We start from the raw sequence: 19,777 nt of genomic DNA, 5'->3' as shown, positions 1-19,777 counted from the left end.
CCGAGGCCCTGTTGTCGTTGTTCTACGCGCCCGTGCCCTGGAGCGCGCGGTGCAGGACGGTGCGGTCGCTGGGGGCCCAGTGGGGGTTGTGCAGCAGCCTCGCGCCCCTTGGGGCAGCAGGGACGGCCAATGCCCGTGATGTCCGGTTGGTCTGGTGTGGGCTGGGCACTTGGCAGTGAACCGAGGCGGGGGCCTGGAGGTGTGGTGTGGCGGTACGGCATCGACTGATCAAGGTGAGTCCGCAGACCGTTTGGGAGGTGCTCGCGGACGGCGGCCGGTATGCGGAGTGGGTGGTGGGAACGTCGGCCTCCGAGCCGGTGCGGGGGCAGTGGCCGCAGACGGGCGCGGCGATCGGCTACGAGGTTCGCCTCGGACCGGTGCGGCTGACCAACGAGACGGTGGTCCGGCACTGCGAGGAGGGCTCCAGGCTGGGCCTGGAGGCCCGGGCAGGAGCCCTGGGGACGGCACGGATCGCCATCGAGCTCCTCCCCTGGGGCGAGCACTGCCTGGTGATCGTGGACGAGCACCCCCTGCAGGGAGCCAGCGGGCGGCTCCACAACGTGGGAGTGGAGGCGCTGATCCAGCTGCGGCACCGCGCGATGCTGGCCCGGCTCGACCGGGTCTGCCAGGCACAGAACGCCCGGGCCGGCCGGCCTCAGAGCCTCCAGCGGCGACGCACCGCGGCAGCCCGCGGTGGCGGTGGCGGTCATGCCTGACGCCGTGGTGATCGGGGCCGGGCCCAACGGGCTGGTGGCAGCCAACCTGCTGGCCGATGCCGGCTGGAGCGTGGAGGTGCTCGAGGAGCAGCCCGACGCCGGTGGCGCGGTGCGCCACAACAGAGGTGTCGATCCCGAATTCGTCAGCGATCTCTTCAGTTCCTTCTATCCTCTGGCCGCCGCCTCACCCGTGCTGGACCGCCTGTGCCTGGAGGATTACGGGCTGCGCTGGAGCCGTGCGCCGCGCGTGCTGGCCCACCCCCTCAGTGATGGCACGTGTGCGGTGCTGGCCCGTGATGTCGATGCCACCGCCGACTCCCTCGACGTGTTCCACCCGGGCGACGGGGACGCCTGGAGGCGTCTGCACGGAACGTGGGAGCGCCTTGGTCCCGACATTCTGGGGGCCCTGTTCACCCCCTTCCCGCCGGTGCGCGCCTCCGCCCGCCTCGCCCTGCGGCTCAAGGCGGCCGGAGGCTTGCGGATGGCCCGCACCCTGGTCCTGCCGGTGCGCCGCATGGGCGAAGAGGAGTTCTGCGGCGAGGGCGGCAAACTGCTGCTGGCGGGGAACGCGCTGCACGCGGACCTCGCACCGGAAGCAGCGGGCAGCGGAGGCTTCGGCTGGCTGATGTCCATGCTCGGCCAGACCTACGGCTTCCCCGTGCCGGCCGGCGGCTCCGGCGCCCTGACCGAGGCTCTCGTACGGCGGCTGCGGGCGCGTGGCGGCACCCTGCGCTGCGGACAACGCGTCCGCCGGGTCGTCGTGCGCGACAGACGCGCCGTAGGTGTCACCACCGCCGACGGCGAGACGGTAGCGGCCCGTCGTGCCGTCCTGGCCGATGTGTCCGCCTCCGCCCTGTACGGCGAGCTCGTGGAGGCGGAGCACCTCCCTTCCCAGCTGGCGGCCGACCTGAAGCGTTTCCAGTGGGACTTCGCCACGTTCAAGGTCGACTGGGCGTGCGACGGTCCCGTGCCCTGGCAGGCCGAAGCCGCCGCGCAGGCCGGAACCGTCCATCTGGCCGACGGGATGGACGAGCTCACCCGCTTCGCGGCCCAGATCGCCATGGGCCGGGTACCGGACCGCCCGTTCGCCCTCTTCGGCCAGATGACGACGGCCGACCCCTCGCGCTCGCCCCGCGGAACCGAATCCGCTTGGGCCTATACGCACGTGCCGCACGTCATCAAGTCCGACGCCGGTGACGAGGGCCTGACCGGCGCCTGGAGCGCTGCGGAGCAGGAAGTGATGGCCGACCGGATCGAGCGCCAGGTCGAGCGGTTCGCTCCCGGGTTCCGCTCCCGCATCCGCGCACGGCGCGTCCTGGCCCCGCCCACGCTCCAGTCGCTCGACAGCAATCTGCACGGAGGCGCCATCAACGGCGGCACCGCGGCCCTACACCAGCAACTCGTCTTCCGCCCCGTCCCCGGCACCGGCCGCCCCGAGACCCCCGTGGGCCACCTCTATCTCGCCTCCGCCTCCGCACATCCGGGCGGAGGGGTCCATGGAGCCCCGGGAGCCAACGCCGCCCAGGCGGCTCTGCACCGGTACCGGCTTGCCGGCCTCTCCCACGCCCAACGCGTCCTCACCCACCGGGATCGCACCGGGCGAGAACCACCGCCGCCCCACTGACATCCTCCGAACGGATCTGAACGGAAAAGACCATGGAGACTCATCACGACGGGCCGGACCGGGCTCACCAGCGCCCCGAGGGCGTCAGTGACGAGACGGTAGAAGCACTCGGTGCGCTGTCCAAGGCCCTGGAGATCACCGAACGCGCCCGAGGCCACCTCTACAGCTTCCACCAGATGACCGGCGGCGCAGACCTCCAACTCGACCAAGCCGTCGAGCTGCTGCGCAAGGCCGGGCACCCCGAGTGGGCCGACAGGGTGGAGTCGGAGATCCTGGGCCGCAACGTCATCCCGGGGCACTGGACCTTCCAGATCGTCGAGGCGTACGACGCCACCTACCACCGGCCGTTCACGCGCCTGAACCGTGAAGCCGTGAACCAATTGGCTCAAGGCCGCGACCACCTCTACGAGGCGGAGATGAAAGAGGCACGTCGCACCGCCGGCCGCCCCGATCACACCGCCCGCCCGGCCGGAGCACCCCTGGAATGAGCACGGCACACCAGGAGGGACCCGTCGTGGATGGCAGCCCCGTCAAGGACCGCACCGTCGTGGTGACGGGAGCAGCACGCGGCGTAGGAGCAGCACTGGCGCACGCACTCGCCCGCAAAGGTGCCCGGCTGGCCCTGCTGGACCACGACGAAACCGCACTCGAGGCGACAGCCGCCGCGCTGCCGGGCGCGTCGCTGGCCCTGCGGGTCGACGTCACCGACGGCACCGCCCTCGCCGATGCCGCCGAGTTGGTCCGCGGGCGACTGGGTGCGCCGTCCGTCGTGGTGGCCAACGCGGGCATCGCCGAGGGCGGCCCCTTCGCCCAGGGCGACCCCGCCACCTGGCAACGCGTCATCGACGTCAACCTCACCGGCAGCGCCCGAACGGCCCGGGCCTTCCTCCCCGACCTGCTGCGGACCGAGGGCTACCACCTGCAGATCGCCTCGCTGGCCTCGATCGGCGCCGCCCCCATGATGAGCGCCTACTGCGCCTCCAAAGCCGGCGTGGAAGCCTTCACCCACACCCTGCGCGCCGAGGTGGCGCACCACGGAGTGGCCGTGGGCATCGCGTACCTCAGCTGGACCGACACCGGCATGATCCACGACGCCGACCGATACCCGGCCCTGCGGGAACTGCGCGCACACATGCCCCCTCCCCTCAGGCGCGTCCACCCCACCGAGGCTGTCGCCGCCCGCCTGGCCCGTGCCGTCGAGCAGCGGCGCACGGCCGTCTACATCCCGGCCTGGCTACGCGTGCTCCAGCTGGGCCGAGCCGCGATCCCGCCCCTCGTACTCCGACGGACCCGACACGTCCTGCCCCGCCTGGAAGCCGACGACACATTGCACGCCACCGGCCTGCTGGGGGCCGGCGGCCGCGCCGACAGCACCGCCGCGACGAGCCGACATCAGGTTCCCTAGCCGTCGCGTACGGAGCCGGCAAGGCAGACCTCTGATTTCGGTGGACAGTTGCACGGAGCACCTGTTGGCACAGTTCGTGCGCGGCGCCCTCGACGCAGCCGCCGGACATGCTGCCGATCACGGTGCCGTCCGCGTCCACCGCGACCGATGTGCCGATCGGCAAGGGGACACTGCCATGGACGTCGACGACGGTGGCCAGGGCGAAGGGGTTCCGCAGCCGTCGTACGGCCGCTCTATCTCGTCCATGGTGGTACCGCGCATGAGTCAGCGCCCACACGCAGGACGATCTTGGTCGCCCTGTGTCATCCCAGGAAACTCAACCGCACCTTCCGCTCCGGGTTGTCCCTGTTGGTATCCACCAGGCACACCGACTGCCACGTGCCGAGCTCCAGCCGGCCGTCCAGCACCGGCAAGGTCGCGTGGGGCGGGACGAGTGCCGGCAGGACGTGGTCGCGCCCGTGGCCGGGGCTGCCGTGCCGGTGCTGCCAGCGGTCGTCGGCCGGCAGCAGCGTGTGCAGTGCGGCCAGCAGATCGTCGTCGCTCCCGGCGCCGGTCTCGAGAACCGCGATCCCGGCGGTCGCGTGGGGCACGAAGACATTGAGGAGACCGTCGCGGCCGGCGGCTGCCTCGCGCAGGAAGGACTCGCAGTCGCCGGTGATGTCGACGACCCTCTCCGTGGATCCGGAGGTGATGTTCAGAACTCGGGTGGTGAAGACATCTGACATGCCCTCCATCCTGACGCACCAGCGGACTCTCACCGCGTCACACCGGACCGCGTGGCGATACCCGCGTCCACAGGACGAGACGCCGTTGACCGTGCGCATGCCACCTGGCTAGGTTCAGCCGCATGTTGCGTTCAGCCCTGCTCACCACGCGCGGTCACATCGACCTGCTGCGGGTGGCCTCCGCCGCGTGTCGCCGCGGCTGCTGACGCCCTTTCTCCTCCTCACTCTCCGTTCACCTCGCCTTCGTCACGCCTGCCCGCCGATCGACCTGATCCCGCGGGCGCGGCGATGACGAGGCGGGCCTCCGACGGCCCTCGCTCTCCCCCTGTGGAGCCCCCTCATGAGCATCAGCCATGCCCCGCCGAGGTCATCGGCACCCGATATTTCGCCTGAATCGGCATCCGCTCCCGACCTCGAGCCCCTCGTCCCCACCTCCTCCCGCCGCACCCGCGTCCCCCGCTGGCTGCGCCGCACCACCGGCCCGGTCCTGCTGCTGGTGTTGTGGCAACTCCTCAGCAGCACGGGCGCGTTGCCGCCGGACGTACTCGCCTCACCCGGCCGTATCGCCCAGGTCGGCGGGGACATGATCGCCGACGGTTCGCTGCCCGCCGCCATGGGCACCTCGCTCCAGCGGGTCGCGGGCGGGCTGCTGTTCGGCCTGTTCGTCGGCACCGGACTCGCCCTGCTCTCCGGCCTGTTCAGGATCGGCGAGGACCTGGTGGACGCGCCCGTGCAGATGCTGCGAACGGTGCCGTTCGTGGGGCTCATCCCGCTGTTCATCATCTGGTTCGGCATCGGCGAGGCCCCCAAGGTCGCCATCATCACGCTCGGCGTGACCTTCCCGCTCTACCTCAATGTCTACGCCGGGATCCGTGGCGTGGACGCCCAGTTGATCGAGGCCGGGGAGTCCCTCGGACTGTCGAGGTGGGGTCTCGTACGGCATGTCGTGCTGCCGGGTGCGCTGCCGAGCGCGATGACCGGCCTGCGCTACTCGCTCGGCATCGCCTGGCTCGCGCTGGTCTTCGCCGAGCAGGTCAACGCCGACTCCGGCATCGGATTCCTCATGGTGCAGGCGCGGGACTTCCTGCGGACCGACGTGATCGTGGTCTGCCTGGTGGTCTACGCCTTCCTCGGCCTGCTCGCCGACTTCATCGTCCGCTCCCTCGAAAGGCTGCTGCTGCAATGGCGACCGACGTTCACCGGCCGGTGACCCCCCTGGCGGTCCACGTCGACGGGCTCACCCGCTCCTTCGACGGCCGTGCCGTCATCGACGATCTGCGACTGGACGTGCGGCCGGGCGAGTTCGTGGCCCTGCTCGGCCGCAGCGGCTGCGGCAAGTCGACGCTGCTGCGCATCCTCGCCGGGCTCGACCGCGACATCGAGGGCAGCGTCCTGGTGCCGCGCCGCAAGGCCGTCGCCTTCCAGGCACCGCGGCTGATGCCGTGGAAGAAGGTGTGGCGCAACGTCCTGCTCGGCCTGCCGGGCAAGCCCGAACGGTCCGTCGCCGAGCAGGCCCTCGACGAGGTCGGCCTCGGCCACCGCTCGGACGCCTGGCCCAAGACCCTCTCCGGCGGGGAGGCCCAACGCGCCTCCCTGGCAAGGGCGTTGGTGCGCGAGCCCGATCTGCTGCTGCTCGACGAGCCGTTCGGCGCGCTCGACGCGCTCACCCGCATCAAGGCCCAGCGGCTGGTGGGCGAGTTGTGGCAGCGCCGGGGGTGCGCAGTGCTCCTCGTCACCCATGACGTGGAGGAGGCCGTCCTGCTCGCCGACCGCGTGCTGGTGATGGACGACGGCGTCATCGCCCACGAGCAGCACATCGACCTCGACCGTCCCCGCGACATCGCCGACCCGCGCTTCGCCGCGCAGCGCGCCGGACTCCTCGAACGCCTGGGAGTCGAGGCGACGGCCGCCGAAGCCGCCTGACCCGCCCCGCGAACTTCACGTACGACACGTACGACCCACACGAACGGAACCACCATGCGACGACGCCTCGTCCCCGCCGCCCTGCTCCTCCCCCTCGCCCTTCTGCTCTCCGCCTGCGGCGGGACCTCGGCCGCCGGTACGTCGGACGGCGGCACCGACGGCCAGGGCGACGTCACGATCGACGTCGGTGACCAGAAGGGCGGTTCGGAGGCCATCCTGCGGGCCGCCGGGGAACTGGAGAACCTCGACTACAAGATCAAGTGGTCGACGTTCACCTCCGGCCCGCCCCTGCTGGAGGCCGTCAACGCCAAGGCCGTCGACATCGGCGGCGTGGGCAACACCCCGCCGGTGTTCGCGGCCGGGGCGGGTTCGAAGATCAAGGTCGTCGCCGCATGGCACGGCACCTCCAAGGGCGACACGATCCTCGTCCCGAACGACTCGTCCCTGAAGAACCCCGCGCAGCTCAAGGGCAAGTCGGTCGCCGTCGCCCAGGGGTCCTCCGCGAACTACCAGCTGGTCGCGAACCTGAGGAAGGTCGGGCTGAAGCTGAGCGACGTCAAGGTCAAGTACCTCCAGCCGGCCGACGCGCTCGCCGCGTTCACCGCCGGCAAGGTCGACGCCTGGGCGGTGTGGGACCCGTACACCTCGCAGGTGCTGAAGGCCAAGCAGGGACGGGTGCTGACCGACGGCGACGGCGTGACCAACGGGCTCACCTTCCAGGTCGCGGCACCGGACGCGCTCAAGGACAAGAAGAAGGCCGCCGCCGTCAAGGACTACCTGGAGCGGCTGCGGCGCGCCTACAGGTGGGTGTACGACCACGAGGAGGAGTGGGCGAAGGTCTGGGCGAAGGACACCGGGCTCCCCGAGGACGTGGCACTGGCGGCGGTGCGGCGCACCTACACCACCCGGGTCGAGGTCGCCGTCGACAAGCCGCTGATCGCCTCCGAGCAGGAGATCGCCGACACGTTCACGGCGTTGAAGCTCATCCCGCGCAAGGTCGACTTCGCCGACTTCACCGACACCCGGTTCAACGGCGACCTGCCGCCGTCGACCACCACGCCCCGGCCCTCGGAGGGCTCGTGACCTGATCCGACCCATACCTGACCCTGCGGGAAGATCGAAGCCTCCGGCACGGTTGGTAGAAGCGTGAACAACACACGCGAGGTCGAGGTGGTCGTCATAGGCGCCGGTCAGGCAGGTCTGGCCGGTGCCTATCACCTGCGGCGGGCCGGTTTCGAGCCGGACCGCGACTTCGTCGTGCTGGACCACTCCCCCGGGCCCGGCGGCGCCTGGCAGTTCCGCTGGCCGTCGCTGACGTACGGCAAGGTGCACGGCATGCACGCGCTGCCGGGGATGGAACTGATCGGCGCGGACCCGGCGCGGCCGTCCGCCGAGGTGATCAGCGACTACTTCGACCGCTACGAGCGGACCTTCGACCTGCGGGTGCGGCGCCCGGTCGACGTACGGGCCGTGCGTGAGGGCTCCGACGGGCGGCTGCTCGTGGAGACCTCGGACGGTGCGTGGTCGACGCGGGCGCTGATCAACGCGACGGGCACCTGGGACCGGCCGTTCTGGCCGCGCTATCCGGGCCAGGAGACCTTCCGGGGACGACAACTGCACACCGCGCGGTACCCCGGGCCCGAGGAGTTCGCCGGGCAGCGGGTCGTCGTGGTGGGCGGCGGCGCCTCGGGCACACAGCATCTGCTGGAGATCGCCGCGTACGCCGCGTCCACCACCTGGGTGACGCGGCGCCCGCCCGTCTTCCGTGAAGGGCCGTTCGACGAGAACGCGGGCCGGGCGGCGGTCGCGCTCGTCGAGGAGCGGGTACGGCAGGGGCTGCCGCCCAGGAGCGTCGTCTCCGTCACCGGGCTGCCGCTCAACGACGCGATCCGGCAGGGCATCGAGGACGGAGTCCTCGACCGGCAGCCGATGTTCGACCGCATCACGCCCACCGGGGTGGACTGGAAGGACGGCCGGCATGTCGATGCCGACGTCATCCTCTGGGCCACCGGCTTCCGGCCCGCCGTCGACCACCTCGCCCCGCTGCGGCTGCGCGAGCCGGGCGGCGGAATCCGTATCGACGGCACGCGCGCGGTCGCCGACCCGCGGATCCACCTGGTCGGCTACGGCCCGTCGGCCAGCACGATCGGAGCCAACCGGGCCGGCCGGGCGGCCGTCCGCGACATCAGGCGACTGCTGACACTCGAGCCGGCCGCGGCGTGACGTGACCCGTTCCCCGGGCCCCTAAGGGGCCGCCGTGCCCGCGCTCTTCCTCCCGGCGTTGAACTCCGCGACGTTGCGCTGGTGTTCCGCGTAGTCCGCGGTGAAGCGGGTGTCGCCCGGCCGGACCGTGACGAAGTACAGCCAGTCGCCCGCGGGCGGGTTGACGGCGGCGCGCATCGCCTCCTCGCCCGGGTTGGCGATGGGTGTGGGCGGCAGGCCCATGCGCTGGTACGTGTTGTAGGGATTGTCGATCCGGGTGTCGCTCTCCGTCGTCCGCAGGGTGGAGCGGCCCAGCGCGTAGTTGACGGTGGAGTCCATCTGGAGCGGCATACCGCGTTCGAGCCGGTTGAAGACGACCCGGGCCACCTTGCCCATGTCGGACGCGGTGGCCGCCTCCGCCTGGACGATGCTCGCGATGGTGACGGCCTGGTAGACGTTCATGGCGTTGCGCTGCGCCCCCGCGGCGATGGGCGCGCCGTTGAACCTCTCGTTCGCGGTGTCGACCATCCGCGCCAGGAGCTTCTCCGGCTTGGCCTTCCAGGGGAGCGGATAGGTCGCCGGGAAGAGGTAGCCCTCCGGGTTGCCGTGGGCGTCCTCCGGCAGTTTCGCGGCGACCTTCGCGAGGGACCTCTTCGCGCTGCCGGCGGGCAGGGCCAGGGCCTTGTCGACAGCGGCGTAGACCTGGCTCGCGCGCCAGCCCTCCGGGATCACCAGGGTCGCGGTCCGGCCGCCGCCGTCCCCGGGCCCCAGGATCAGCAGCGGCACCGCCACGGCGGTGCCGACCAGGACGGCTCCGGTCGCGACGAGGACGATACGGCCCCGGCGCGTCAGTCGCACGGGGCTCCGTGGCGGAGTGTTCGTCTGCATGCGGGCACGGTAACCCGCATTTCGTCACAAACCTGGCATATCTTCAGCTTGTCGGTTCCAGTTGGGCATCCCGGCGTACGAGCGCCGCGTACCGCCCGTCCCGCTCCAGGAGTTCCTCGTGAGTGCCGCGTTCGACGGCGCGCCCCGAGTCGAGCACCACGATCTGGTCGGCATGCCGCACCGTGGACAGCCGGTGGGCGATGGTCAGCGTGGTGCGGTCGGCCGACAGGGCGTCGATGGCCTCCTGGACGGCGGCCTCGGTCCGGGTGTCCAGGGCGCTGGTGGCCTCGTCGAGGATGAGGACCGGCGGGTCGCGCAGAATCGTGCGCGCGATGGCCAGGCGCTGCTTCTCACCGCCGGAGAAGCGGTGACCGCGCTCGCCTACGACGGTGTCGTAGCCGTCGGGCAGGGACGCGATGTGGTCGTGGATCTGCGCGGCCTTCGCCGCCCGGGTCAGCTCCTCGTCGGTGGCGTCGGGCCTGGCGAAGCGCAGGTTGTCGGCGACCGAGGCGTGGAAGAGGTACGTCTCCTGCGAGACGACGCCGACCGCGCGTGCCAGGGTGTCGAAGTCAAGGTCGCGGACGTCGACCCCGTCGAGGGTGACGCGGCCGCCGGTCACGTCGTAGAGACGGGGCACCAGATAACCCAGCGTGGACTTGCCGGCGCCGGTGGAGCCGACGAGGGCGAGGCTGCTGCCCGCCGGGACGGTGAGGTCGATGGCGTCGAGGACCGGGCCGCCCTTGTCGTCGTAACCGAAGGAGACGTCCTCGAAGCGGACCTCGCCCTTGATCCGGTCGAGGCGGACCGGCTCCGCGCGCTCGATGATGTCGACGGGCAGGTCGAGGTACTCGAAGATGCGCTGGAAGAGGGCGAGCGAGGTCTGGATCTGCACACCGGTCGACAGCAGGCTCACGGCCGGGCGGAACAGGCCCTGCTGGAGCGAGACGAACGCGACGATCGTGCCGATGGAGACCTCGGGGCCGCCCAGCTGGAGGGCCATGCCGGCGGTCCAGTAGATGACGGCGGGCAGGGCGGCCATCACGATCGTGATCACGGCCATGCGCCAGCGGCCGGCCATGTTCGACCGCACCTCGAGGTCGACGAGTTCCTCGGACTCGTCGGCGAAGGACTTCGTCAGCGAGTCGGAGCGGCCCATCGTGCGGCCGAGCAGGATCCCGCTGACGGAGAGCGACTCGGTGACCGTGGCGGCCATGGTGGCCATCTGCTTCTGGCGCTGGGTGGTGATCTTCCGGCGTTCCCTGCCGACGCGGCGGCTGATCCACACGAACACCGGCAGCAGCAGGAGCGAGACGACGGTCAGACGCCAGTCGAGGGCGATCATCGCGATGATCGTCGCGACCACGCTGGTCAGGTTGGAGACCAGGGAGGTCGCGGTGGAGGTGACGGTGGCCTGCATGCCGCCGATGTCGTTGGCGATACGGGACTGCACCTCACCCGTGCGGGTGCGCGTGAAGAACGCGAGGGACATGCGCTGGAGCCGGCCGTAGACGGCGGTGCGCAGGTCGTGCATGACGCGCTGGCCGACCGTCGTGGAGATCAGGGTCTGCAGCACGCCGAAGACGCTGGTGAGCACGGCGCTGAGGATCATGCCGAGGGCGAGCAGGCTGAGCAGGCCGGTGCGACCCTCGGGGATCGCGACGTCGAGGATCTCCTTCAGCATGAAGGGCGTGGCGACCGAGACCAGCGAGGCTGCGCCGACGAGCAGGCCGACGATGGCGAGACGGCCTCGGTAGGGACGGAAGAGTCTGAGGATGCGGCGGACCTGCCGGGGCTGTTCTTTCGAGCCGTCGGGTGGGGTCCAGGGGGTTTCGTGGTCGGGAGGCATGGGCTCCTTCGAGAGCTGTACGGCACCGGCGGGCGCCGGGCGGGTCGGATCGTAGCTCATTGTTACCTATACTCACAATGAACTGCATCCTGATATTGTTCCCGTATGACCACGCCCGATCCCGACGGTCTGCTCGCCGAGCAGTTGCTGCGGCTCACCCGCCGGGTCCATCGCATCCAGAAGCGCCATCTGGAGCAGCGCGACCTCGGTATCACCCCGGCGCAGTCCCGGCTGCTGCGCACCCTCGCGCACTGGGGCTCGCCGCCGCGCATGGCCGATCTGGCCGAGCGGCTGGAGGTGGTGCCCCGGGCCGTGACGACGCTGGTCGACGGGCTGGAGGCGAGCGGAAAGGTGCGGCGGGTGCCCGACCCGGCGAACCGGCGGGTGATCCGCATCGAGCTCACGGACGACGGGCGGGGCGCGCTGAGCGAGCTGAGGGCGGCGCGCAGGTCGGCCGCGGAGGAGATCCTCGCACCGCTGGCGGAGCATCAGCGTGCGGCGCTCGGGGGACTGTTGGACACACTGATCGACGGGGAGCCGGTCCGGCGGTGCTGAGGGCTTCGCCGAACAAACGGGAGATGGCCCGGCCGAACTGAGGGCCTCGCCAGTCGAACGACGGGCGGCCCGGGCGCCCAGGAGCTCACACATCGACCAGGCGCCAGCCCGGCAAGACTGAGAGCCTCGCCGACCGGCCGGGAGCCGCCCGGCACCAAGAGCCTCACTCATCAACCAGGCGCCCGCCCGAGGGCACCGAGGGCTTCCCCAACCAGGCACCTGGGACTCCCCCGGCTGGGTCACCGTGCGCGGTACGGAGCCCATCGACTGCGACTACGGCCTGCTCGTCGACAACCTCCTCGACCTCTCCCACGAGACGTATCTGCACGGCGGTTACATCGGCACCCCCGAGGTCGCCGGGACGCCGATCACCACGGAGGTCGACGAGGGCGCCGGGATCGTCCGGGTGAGCCGGCACATGGACGACGCCGAGTGCCCGCCGTTCTACGCCAAGTCGACCGGCACAGAGGGCCGGATCACCCGCTGGCAGGACATCGAGTACCACGCCCCCTGCCTGTATCTGCTGCACAGCCGCATCGCCCCGGTCGGGGTGGTGCCCGAGCCGGACGGCAGCGACCCGAACGGCTTCCGCACGGAGATCGCGGGCACCGGCCCAACGGCTCCTCAGGGGGCCGCCGATCAACCGGGAGTCCCCTGGGGCGGCGCCGAGAGCCTCGCCGGTCGGCCGAGGGCCGGTTCGGTGGTGCTGCGGGGCTGAAGTCCGGTGGCAGCCCGGCGCGCGAAACGGGCCGCGGCCGTCGCTCGTGGGGGAGCGGTGGCCGCGGCCCGTTCGGTTTCGGTCAACCGACCTCGGGGGCGGGTTCCTTGGGCTTCTGGGTGGGGATGGCCGATGCCGGGGTTTCGGCCGTCGTCGGCTCGACCGCCGGGGCTTCGGCGCCGACGCCCTTCCCGCCGTCACCCTCGTCGTCGTCCTCCGGTGGGGCCGTGTAGTCCCCGTCGAGCGTCTTCTTGGCCCGGTCGGTGTCCAGGGCCCCCTCCCAGCGGGACACCGCGAACACGGCGACGCAGTTGCCGAGCAGGTTCGTGACGACGCGCATCGAGTCCATGATGCGGTCCACGCCGAGCAGCAGAGCGACCGCTCCGGCCGGAATGGCCCCCAGGGAAGAGGCGGTCGCGGACAGGGCGAGGAACGCCGAACCGGGGATGCCCGCCATGCCCTTGCTGGTCAGCATCAGCACCAGGACCACGGTGACCTGCTGGCCCAGGGTCAGGTCCACGCCCACCGCCTGGGCGATGAACAGCGTGCCGATGGACAGGTAGAGCGAGGCGCCGTCGAGGTTGAAGGAGTAGCCCGTCGGCAGCACCAGACCCACGGCGTCGTCACGCGCGCCGGCCCGCCGCAGCTTCTGCATCACCCGGGGCATGACCGCCTCGGTGGACGCGGTACCGAGCGCGAGCAGCATCTCCTCACGGATGTAGCGCAGGAACTTCCACAGGCTGAGCCCGGTCACCACGCGCAGCGCGACGGCGAGCAGCGCGATGAACAACGCCGCCGCCACATAGCAGAGCACGATGAGCTTGGCGTACGTCTGCATCACGCCCAGCCCGTAGTTGCCGACGAGGTGGGCCATCGCGCCGAACACCGCGATCGGCGCCAGTCGCATGATGAAGCCGACGACCGCGAAGATGACCTCCTGGGCCTGGTCGATCGCGGGCAGGATCTTCGGCACCTTGGTGTGCCCGAGGTGCAGCAGGGCGGCGCCCACCAGACAGGCCAGGATCAGGACTTGGAGCAGCTCGTTCTCGGCGAAGGCGCCGACGAAACTCTCGGGCAAGGCGTGGAGCAGGAACTCGGTCGTCGAGGGCAGATGCTCGCCGCCGGTCGTCTTCTCCACGGCGGAGGCGTCCAGCGAGGCGGGATCGACGTTCATGCCCTTGCCGGGCCCGACGAGGTTGGCGGCGAGGAGACCGATGACCAGGGCGACCGTGGAGGCGATCTCGAACCAGATCAGGGCCTTGACCCCGATCCGGCCGAAAGCCTTCAGGTCGCCGGCCTTGGCGATGCCGACGACGACCACGCAGAACACCAGCGGCGAGATCACGGTCTTGATGAGGCGGGTGAAACCGTCGCCGAGCGGCTGGAGAGCCGTGGCCGTGTCCGGCCACAGCTTTCCGACGACGATTCCGAGAACGAGCGCGCAGAGAACCTGCGCGAAAAGTGAGGTACGCAGTGTGCGTGCGACACGTCGCGGCAGAGACGGTACGGACGGTGGCACGAGGCCTCCTTGGGGGGACGGGCTACACAGAGGCCGGAGGGGACTTCTGCGATACGGAAAGTTGCTTCCGTAACCGAACACTCTGGAGGCTGTCTTGATCGCGCACAAGACCGCAATGTTTCGGACACGTAAAAGTGGCCTAAGTGACACATGTCACACTGGCCACACCGCTCCCCTCAGCAGCGGTCGCGGTCTCCCGTGAGCACCCCCTGGGCCGTGGTCAGGGTGCGGTCGTAGCAGCCGTGCGAGCCGTACAGCCGGTAGCGCTCACTCGTGGTGCCCACCGCGTGCCGCTGATCCCGGGGCACGTTCGCCGTGTACGTGGCGTCGCCCGTATAGGAGTCGTCCAGCCGCGACCAGGCGGTGCGCCGGCCGCCCCGCGACTCGACGGTCGTGGCGCGGTCGCCGAGGGTCAGCACGGTGCGCAGCCGGTCGCCCGCCCCGAGGGTGGTCGTGCCGTCCATCGTGTAGGAGCGGTGCGTGCGTGTGGTGCGGGCCGGTCCGCGCCCGTCGACGGTCACCGACTCGTCGTCGGTCCAGGCGGCCTCGAGCCCGTCACGGGTCTCGCCGTCGGTCCAGCGGTGCTCGGAGGTGTGGGCGAGCGAGCGGCCGACGGTCGTCGTGACCCGGCCGTGCGAGGTGTTCACGTATCCGGCGACGGTCAGCCGGTGGGCGCCCTCGGTGTCCACCCGGTGCTCCGGGCCTGGCGTGTGGTCCGAGGAGTCGGTGAGGCCGCCCTCCCGGTGCACGGTGAGCTTCCCGGTGACGTGGGTGCGCCGCTCGTCCTGCCAGACGAGGACGTTCACGGGAGTGCTCCAGCCGGCCTGCCCCTCCGGCACGCCGACGACCGAGACCTCGACGCGGTGCGGCCGGCCGTCGTTGAGAAGCCCGGCGAAGGGGGTGAGGTCGTAGGTGATCGGTTTGATGTCGAACGCGCGCGGGCCGGGGGTCACGTACCAGAGGAACGGGTTGGACCAGCCGCCGGTCCACACGGTCGGGAACGGCGTGGCGATGCCCGCGAGCCGCCCGTCCACGCGGATCTGCACCTCCCGGTAGGGGCCCCGGCCGGCCTTGCAGGAGTAGGGCGCGGGTTCGGGCACCGACAGATACCAGTACTCCTCGCAGCCGCCGCCCGAGCCGGTGGCGTACACCTCGGCGACGATGCGTTCGCTGTTGCGCGGGGTGGTGAGGGCCGAGTCGCCGTCGAGGGTGAGGACACGGTCGGGGCTCTTTCCGTCCGGGCGGCCCTGGTAGAACGTCAGCGTGACCTTGACGTCGAGGACGCCCGTGTAGGTGTCGTCGACGACGTTGCCGATGAGCATCTCGACGTCCTGGCCCCTGCGGAAGGTGTCGCCGTAGCGGGTGACGTCCTTCTCCACGGACCACTCGATGCCGTCGGGAGAGGGCTGCGGCGTCGACGTACGGAAGATCTCCACCCCGCCGACGTGCAGATAGCCCAGCCGGTCGTACTGGCGCCCCTTGACCTTCCCGTCGAGCCGCAGCACCACCCTGCTCCACCGGGCGCCGCAGTCGCCGGGCGGGGTGTACGTGCCCCGGTACGGCGTGAAATCGCGGAACTGAGCCTGGGCGACGGTGACTTCACAGGACTTGCCCGCCGGCCTGCCGACGGGCGGGGCGGCCGTGACCGGGTCGTGCCAGTCGGTGCCGAACTCGGCGGGGACGTCGGCCGCCCGGGCGGGACCGGTTCCGAGGAGGGTGCTCGCCATGAGGGTCGCCCCGGCAAGCATGGACATGACTATCCGTCTCTTCATGGCCGGTGTTCTACGGGGAGTCCGCCGCCTCCGCAATGAGCAACCGCCCGTCGAGGCAGCGCCGTTCCCACCCCTGTCGGCCGGTTCCCGTCGGTGGGACGCGCGCGGAGCAGAAAACCGGTTGCCTCCGACCACGCCGCGACGCGAACCTGTCACGGTTTGCTGCCATCGGCCGAACCCCCATCCCCCCTGACACGAGCCACTGGGACGTCATGCAGATTCAAGACCTTCCCTACGCCGACCCCGGCGTGCCGGACGCGCGTTCGGGTCCCCGATTCCTTTGGTGGCTATTCCGGAATCAGCTGGGCGGACAGCTCAAGTCGCTGGCCTGGGGCCTGCTGCACTTCGCCTCCGTCGCCGCGCTGCCGTTCTGCGTCGGTGTCGCCGTGCAGGCCGTCATCGACCGCTCCGGCGCGCGGCTCGCCCTGGCGGGCGGCCTGCTGGCGCTGGCCTGCGTCGGCAACGCGGTCGGCGACACCTTCCTGCACCGCACCGCCATCACCAACTGGATCACGGCGGCCGCCCGCGTCCAGCAGCTCCTCGCCCGCAAGGCCGCCCACCTCGGCTCGGCGCTGACCCGGCGCGTCGCGGCCGGTGAGGTCGTCGCCGTGTCCACCGGTGACGTCGAGAAGATCGGCTGGTTCGTGGAGGCCTTGTCGCGGTTCACCGCGGCCCTGGTCACCATCGTGCTGGTCTGCGTCGGCCTGGTCGTCTACCAGCCCGCGCTCGGCGTGGTCGTGGCCGTCGGCCTGCCCGTGCTGGCACTCGCCGTGCTGCCCCTGCTCCCCCGCGCCACCCGGCGGGCCGACACCCAGCGCGAGAAGGCCGGACGCGCCACCGAGCTCGCCTCGGACACCGTCGCCGGTCTGCGCGTGCTGCGCGGCATCGGCGGCGAGGAACTGTTCCTCGACCGCTACCGCAGCGCCTCCCAGGAAGTCCGGCACGCGGCCGTGCGCAGCGCCCGGATGTGGTCCCTGATCTCCGCGATCCAGGTCCTGCTGCCCGGACTGCTGCTCATCGCCGTCGTCTGGCACGGCGTGCAGCTGGCCCGCCAGGGCCGGATCACCGTCGGCGAACTGGTCACCGTCTACAGCTCGGTGATGGTCCTCACCTATCCGCTGCGGCACTTCGAGGAGATCGCCATGGCGTACTCCTTCTCACGGCCCTCGGCCAAGCGGGCCGCGGGCGTGCTGTCGCTGGAGCGGGCCACGGACACCGCCGGGTCGCGCGCCGCTGAGGACCCCTCCGGAGACCTGTACGACCCGGAGACCGGGCTCCTCGCGTCCACCGGCCGGCTCACGGCCGTGGTGTGCGGCGACCCGGACGCGGCGGGCCGGCTCGCGGAACGACTGGGCGGACACCCGTCGCAGGAGGGCACCGCGGTGCGGCTGGGCGGTGTGCCGCTCGACGAGCTCCCGCTGGCCTCGGCCCGAACGGCCGTCCTCGTCCAGGACAAGGATCCGGTGTTGCTCTCCGGCTCGCTGAGCGAACTGCTCGACGTACCCGCGTCGGGTGCCGTGGAGCCGCGGGAGGCGCTGGCGGCCGCTCAGTGCGACGACGTGCTGGCGGCACTGGTGCAGGGCTCGCTGGACGCCGCCGACCCCATGGACGCCCGGATCACCGAACGCGGCCGGTCCCTGTCCGGCGGGCAGCGCCAGCGGCTCGCGCTCGCCCGGTCGCTGATCACGGACCCGGAGGTGCTGGTCCTGGACGAGCCGACCTCGGCCGTCGACTCGCACACCGAGGCACGGATCGCCCAGGGCGTGCGGGAGCTGCGCGCGGGGCGCACGACCGTGGTGTTCACCTCCTCCCCGCTGCTGCTGGACCGCGCCGACCGGGTCGTGTTCCTGCACGACGGCGAGGTCGCCGCGGTCGGCGCCCATCGCGAGCTGGTGCGCACCGAGCCCCGCTACCGGGCGGTCGTCACCCGCGAGACCGAGGACGAGGCCGCCCTGAACGGTGAGGCCGTCCTGACCGACGTACTGGCGGAACTGGAAGAGATCGAGGAGAAGGCATGATCGGCGTGGCGCCACCGGCGTACGACCCGGCGGCCCCGACGACGGCGAACACCCTGCCGGTCGGTGCCCCCGCGACCGTCCGCGCCTACGCGGCCGAACTGCTGCGCCGGCACCGGCGGGCGTTCCTGCTGCTCGTCGCCGTCAACACGATCGCCGTCGTCGCCTCGATGGCCGGTCCGTGGCTGCTGGGCGGGCTCGTGGAGCGGGTGTCCGACGGGGCGCGGGACCTGCGGCTGGAACTGACGGCGGGGCTGTTCGTGGCCGCGCTGGCCGTCCAGGCGGCGTTCGTCCGTCAGGTGCGGCTGCGCGGCGCGATGCTCGGTGAGCGGATGCTGGCCGACCTGCGCGAGGACTTCCTCGTACGGTCGGTCGGGCTGCCGCCCGGCGTGCTGGAGCGGGCCGGGACCGGGGATCTGCTGTCGCGGATCACCACGGACATCGACCGGCTGGGCAACGCCATGCGTGAGGCCGTGCCACAGCTGTCGATCGGCGTGGTGTGGGTGGTGCTGCTGATGGGCGGGCTGGTGATCACGGCGCCGCCGCTGGCGCTCGCCGTGCTGCTCGCCCTGCCGCTGCTGGTGGCCGGCTGCCGCTGGTACTTCCGGCGGGCGCCGGCCGCCTACCGTTCGGAGTCCGCCGGGTACGCCGCGGTGGCCGCCGCGCTCGCCGAGACCGTGGACGCCGGCCGTACGGTCGAGGCCCACCGCCTCGGTGACCGCCGGGTGGCGCTGTCCGAGCGCCGGATCAAGGAGTGGACGGCCTGGGAGCGCTACACGCTGTGGCTGCGGTCGGTGCTCTTCCCGGTCATCAACGTCACCCACGTGACCGTGCTCGCCTCGGTCCTGATGGTCGGCGGTGTCTTCGCCCTCCAGGGCTGGATCGACGTCGGCCAGCTCACGACGGGCGCGCTGATCGCGCAGATGCTCGTCGACCCGGTGGGCATGATCCTGCGCTGGTACGACGAGCTGCAGGTGGCCCAGGTGTCGTTGGCCCGGCTGGTCGGGGTCCGGGACATCGAACCGGAGGCCGGGGACTCCTCCGTGGCGCCCGAAGGACGCCATGTGCGGGCCGACCGGGTGCACTTCGGCTACCTGGAGGGCGTGGACGTCCTGCGCAAGGTGTCCCTGGAGGTCTCCCCCGGCACCCGGCTGGCCCTGGTCGGGCCCTCGGGGGCGGGCAAGTCGACGCTGGGCCGGCTGCTCGCCGGGATCTACGCGCCCCGGGACGGCCGGATCACCCTGGGCGAGGCCGAGCTGTCCCGGATGCCGGCGGAACGCGTCCGCGCCCACGTCGCCCTGGTCAACCAGGAGCACCATGTGTTCGTCGGCTCCCTGCGCGACAACCTCCGCCTCGCCCGGACCGACGCGGTCGACGCCGAGCTCTGGGCGGCGCTGGGCGCGGTCGACGCGGACGGCTGGGCCCAAGGGCTCGACGAGGGACTGGACACCGAGGTCGGCTCCGGCGGCCTGGCGCTCACCCCGGCCCAGGCCCAGCAGATCGCGCTGGCCCGACTGGTCCTGGCGGACCCGCACACCCTGGTCCTGGACGAGGCGACGTCCCTGCTCGACCCCCGGGCCGCCCGCCACCTGGAACGCTCCCTGGCCCGGGTCCTCGACGGCCGCACCGTCGTCGCCATCGCCCACCGCCTCCACACGGCCCACGACGCGGACGTCATCGCCGTCGTCGAGAACGGCCGGATCAGCGAGCTGGGCAGTCACGACGACCTGGTCGCGGCGGACGGGGCGTACGCGGCGCTGTGGAGGTCTTGGCACGGCTGACCCCCCGCCCGGTCAGAGGGCCGGGCGGCGGTGGGACGGTCCTCGGCGGCCCGGCGCCCGCCGAGGACCACGGCTCCGGTCCGTGGCG

The 19,777-nt window shown here is 71.5% G+C and carries 17 protein-coding genes and 2 pseudogenes; 13 read left to right on the top strand and 6 right to left on the bottom strand.

Features of this window, described 5'->3' with window-relative positions:
• Positions 1-206: 206 nt before the first annotated feature.
• Genes ACFT32_RS09005 through ACFT32_RS08990 form a run of 4 tightly spaced genes read left to right on the top strand, consistent with a single transcriptional unit; the run spans position 207 to position 3,745 of the window.
• A complete protein-coding gene (locus ACFT32_RS09005; RefSeq protein WP_382487444.1) occupies positions 207-716 on the top strand; it encodes an SRPBCC family protein in 510 nt (169 codons plus the stop codon).
• Positions 709-2,340 carry a phytoene desaturase family protein gene (locus ACFT32_RS09000; protein WP_382487441.1) on the top strand — a complete coding sequence of 544 codons (1,632 nt, stop codon included), beginning with the start codon at positions 709-711 and terminating at the stop codon, positions 2,338-2,340. Before ACFT32_RS09005 ends, ACFT32_RS09000 begins: the two co-directional genes overlap by 8 nt.
• A 32-nt stretch (positions 2,341-2,372) precedes the next feature.
• Positions 2,373-2,828 carry a hypothetical protein gene (locus tag ACFT32_RS08995; RefSeq protein ID WP_382487439.1) on the top strand — a complete coding sequence of 152 codons (456 nt, stop codon included), beginning with the start codon at positions 2,373-2,375 and terminating at the stop codon, positions 2,826-2,828.
• On the top strand, positions 2,825-3,745 hold the full coding sequence (locus tag ACFT32_RS08990; protein ID WP_382487437.1) for an SDR family oxidoreductase: 921 nt from the start codon (positions 2,825-2,827) through the stop codon (positions 3,743-3,745). The genes ACFT32_RS08995 and ACFT32_RS08990 overlap by 4 nt, the downstream gene beginning before the upstream one ends.
• 52 nt (positions 3,746-3,797) lie before the next feature.
• On the opposite strand, the pseudogene ACFT32_RS08985 reads toward ACFT32_RS08990, so the two are convergent.
• A pseudogene (locus ACFT32_RS08985) lies at positions 3,798-4,013 on the bottom strand (XdhC family protein); the annotation flags it as partial.
• Between the two features lie 34 nt (positions 4,014-4,047).
• Positions 4,048-4,470, bottom strand: coding sequence for a secondary thiamine-phosphate synthase enzyme YjbQ (locus tag ACFT32_RS08980; protein ID WP_382487435.1), 423 nt, complete (start codon positions 4,468-4,470; stop codon positions 4,048-4,050).
• A 122-nt stretch (positions 4,471-4,592) separates the two neighbouring features.
• Here ACFT32_RS08980 and ACFT32_RS08975 point away from each other — a divergent pair, with 122 nt between their 5' ends.
• From ACFT32_RS08975 to ACFT32_RS08955, 5 genes are all read left to right on the top strand, one after another.
• The gene (locus tag ACFT32_RS08975; protein ID WP_349817350.1) at positions 4,593-4,676 is read left to right on the top strand and encodes a putative leader peptide; all 84 of its coding nucleotides are present in this window, start codon (positions 4,593-4,595) and stop codon (positions 4,674-4,676) included.
• Positions 4,677-4,810: 134 nt separating this feature from the next.
• Positions 4,811-5,680 carry an ABC transporter permease gene (locus ACFT32_RS08970; RefSeq protein WP_382487433.1) on the top strand — a complete coding sequence of 290 codons (870 nt, stop codon included), beginning with the start codon at positions 4,811-4,813 and terminating at the stop codon, positions 5,678-5,680.
• Entirely contained in the window at positions 5,653-6,393 is a 741-nt protein-coding gene (locus ACFT32_RS08965; protein ID WP_382487431.1) for an ABC transporter ATP-binding protein, read from the top strand. The genes ACFT32_RS08970 and ACFT32_RS08965 overlap by 28 nt, the downstream gene beginning before the upstream one ends.
• Before the next feature lie 54 nt (positions 6,394-6,447).
• On the top strand, positions 6,448-7,476 hold the full coding sequence (locus tag ACFT32_RS08960) for an ABC transporter substrate-binding protein (protein ID WP_382487430.1): 1,029 nt from the start codon (positions 6,448-6,450) through the stop codon (positions 7,474-7,476).
• 63 nt (positions 7,477-7,539) lie between these two features.
• A complete protein-coding gene (locus ACFT32_RS08955) occupies positions 7,540-8,616 on the top strand; it encodes an NAD(P)-binding domain-containing protein (RefSeq protein WP_382487428.1) in 1,077 nt (358 codons plus the stop codon).
• 21 nt (positions 8,617-8,637) lie between these two features.
• On the opposite strand, the gene mltG is transcribed toward ACFT32_RS08955, so the two are convergent.
• Both mltG and ACFT32_RS08945 read right to left on the bottom strand, forming a co-directional pair.
• Complete coding sequence (gene mltG, locus ACFT32_RS08950) at positions 8,638-9,483, bottom strand: endolytic transglycosylase MltG (protein ID WP_382487426.1); 846 nt, start codon at positions 9,481-9,483, stop codon at positions 8,638-8,640.
• A 43-nt stretch (positions 9,484-9,526) separates the two neighbouring features.
• Positions 9,527-11,329 carry an ABC transporter ATP-binding protein gene (locus ACFT32_RS08945; protein ID WP_382488826.1) on the bottom strand — a complete coding sequence of 601 codons (1,803 nt, stop codon included), beginning with the start codon at positions 11,327-11,329 and terminating at the stop codon, positions 9,527-9,529.
• A gap of 105 nt (positions 11,330-11,434) precedes the next feature.
• On the opposite strand from ACFT32_RS08945, the gene ACFT32_RS08940 reads away from it, so the two are divergent.
• Both ACFT32_RS08940 and ACFT32_RS08935 read left to right on the top strand, forming a co-directional pair.
• Positions 11,435-11,884 carry a MarR family winged helix-turn-helix transcriptional regulator gene (locus ACFT32_RS08940; RefSeq protein WP_382487424.1) on the top strand — a complete coding sequence of 150 codons (450 nt, stop codon included), beginning with the start codon at positions 11,435-11,437 and terminating at the stop codon, positions 11,882-11,884.
• Positions 11,885-12,104: 220 nt separating this feature from the next.
• Positions 12,105-12,485 (top strand): annotated as a pseudogene (locus tag ACFT32_RS08935) (aromatic ring-hydroxylating dioxygenase subunit alpha); the annotation flags it as partial.
• Positions 12,486-12,684: 199 nt separating this feature from the next.
• Here ACFT32_RS08935 and ACFT32_RS08930 read toward each other — a convergent pair.
• Both ACFT32_RS08930 and ACFT32_RS08925 read right to left on the bottom strand, forming a co-directional pair.
• Positions 12,685-14,121: a cation:dicarboxylate symporter family transporter gene (locus tag ACFT32_RS08930; protein ID WP_382487422.1), complete on the bottom strand. Its 1,437-nt coding sequence runs from the start codon at positions 14,119-14,121 to the stop codon at positions 12,685-12,687.
• Positions 14,122-14,297: 176 nt separating this feature from the next.
• Complete coding sequence (locus tag ACFT32_RS08925) at positions 14,298-15,893, bottom strand: peptide-N4-asparagine amidase (protein ID WP_382487421.1); 1,596 nt, start codon at positions 15,891-15,893, stop codon at positions 14,298-14,300.
• Between the two features lie 212 nt (positions 15,894-16,105).
• On the opposite strand from ACFT32_RS08925, the gene ACFT32_RS08920 reads away from it, so the two are divergent.
• Entirely contained in the window at positions 16,106-17,911 is a 1,806-nt protein-coding gene (locus tag ACFT32_RS08920; protein ID WP_382487419.1) for an ABC transporter transmembrane domain-containing protein, read from the top strand.
• Positions 17,908-19,689 carry an ABC transporter ATP-binding protein gene (locus ACFT32_RS08915; protein WP_382487417.1) on the top strand — a complete coding sequence of 594 codons (1,782 nt, stop codon included), beginning with the start codon at positions 17,908-17,910 and terminating at the stop codon, positions 19,687-19,689. The genes ACFT32_RS08920 and ACFT32_RS08915 overlap by 4 nt, the downstream gene beginning before the upstream one ends.
• The last annotated feature ends 88 nt before the right edge of the window (positions 19,690-19,777 follow it).

Origin of the sequence: Streptomyces sp. NPDC057002 (genome assembly GCF_042673825.1) — a bacterium.
Classification (GTDB): domain Bacteria; phylum Actinomycetota; class Actinomycetes; order Streptomycetales; family Streptomycetaceae; genus Streptomyces.
Note: the sequence above shows the minus strand (reverse complement) of the source record. Positions and strands in the feature narration are given on the sequence as shown.

Excerpts from the sequence above, each read along its gene's own strand:
- ACFT32_RS08940 (WP_382487424.1), top strand. The coding sequence starts at position 11,435 with ATGACCACGCCCGATCCCGACGGTCTGCTCGCCGAGCAGTTGCTGCGG.
- ACFT32_RS08990 (WP_382487437.1), top strand. The coding sequence starts at position 2,825 with ATGAGCACGGCACACCAGGAGGGACCCGTCGTGGATGGCAGCCCCGTC.
- mltG (WP_382487426.1), bottom strand. The coding sequence starts at position 9,483 with ATGCAGACGAACACTCCGCCACGGAGCCCCGTGCGACTGACGCGCCGG.
- ACFT32_RS08920 (WP_382487419.1), top strand. The coding sequence starts at position 16,106 with ATGCAGATTCAAGACCTTCCCTACGCCGACCCCGGCGTGCCGGACGCG.
- ACFT32_RS08980 (WP_382487435.1), bottom strand. The coding sequence starts at position 4,470 with ATGTCAGATGTCTTCACCACCCGAGTTCTGAACATCACCTCCGGATCC.
- ACFT32_RS08965 (WP_382487431.1), top strand. The coding sequence starts at position 5,653 with ATGGCGACCGACGTTCACCGGCCGGTGACCCCCCTGGCGGTCCACGTC.
- ACFT32_RS08975 (WP_349817350.1), top strand. The coding sequence starts at position 4,593 with ATGTTGCGTTCAGCCCTGCTCACCACGCGCGGTCACATCGACCTGCTG.
- ACFT32_RS08960 (WP_382487430.1), top strand. The coding sequence starts at position 6,448 with ATGCGACGACGCCTCGTCCCCGCCGCCCTGCTCCTCCCCCTCGCCCTT.
- ACFT32_RS08945 (WP_382488826.1), bottom strand. The coding sequence starts at position 11,329 with ATGCCTCCCGACCACGAAACCCCCTGGACCCCACCCGACGGCTCGAAA.
- ACFT32_RS09000 (WP_382487441.1), top strand. The coding sequence starts at position 709 with ATGCCTGACGCCGTGGTGATCGGGGCCGGGCCCAACGGGCTGGTGGCA.
- ACFT32_RS08970 (WP_382487433.1), top strand. The coding sequence starts at position 4,811 with ATGAGCATCAGCCATGCCCCGCCGAGGTCATCGGCACCCGATATTTCG.
- ACFT32_RS08915 (WP_382487417.1), top strand. The coding sequence starts at position 17,908 with ATGATCGGCGTGGCGCCACCGGCGTACGACCCGGCGGCCCCGACGACG.
- ACFT32_RS08995 (WP_382487439.1), top strand. The coding sequence starts at position 2,373 with ATGGAGACTCATCACGACGGGCCGGACCGGGCTCACCAGCGCCCCGAG.
- ACFT32_RS08925 (WP_382487421.1), bottom strand. The coding sequence starts at position 15,893 with ATGAAGAGACGGATAGTCATGTCCATGCTTGCCGGGGCGACCCTCATG.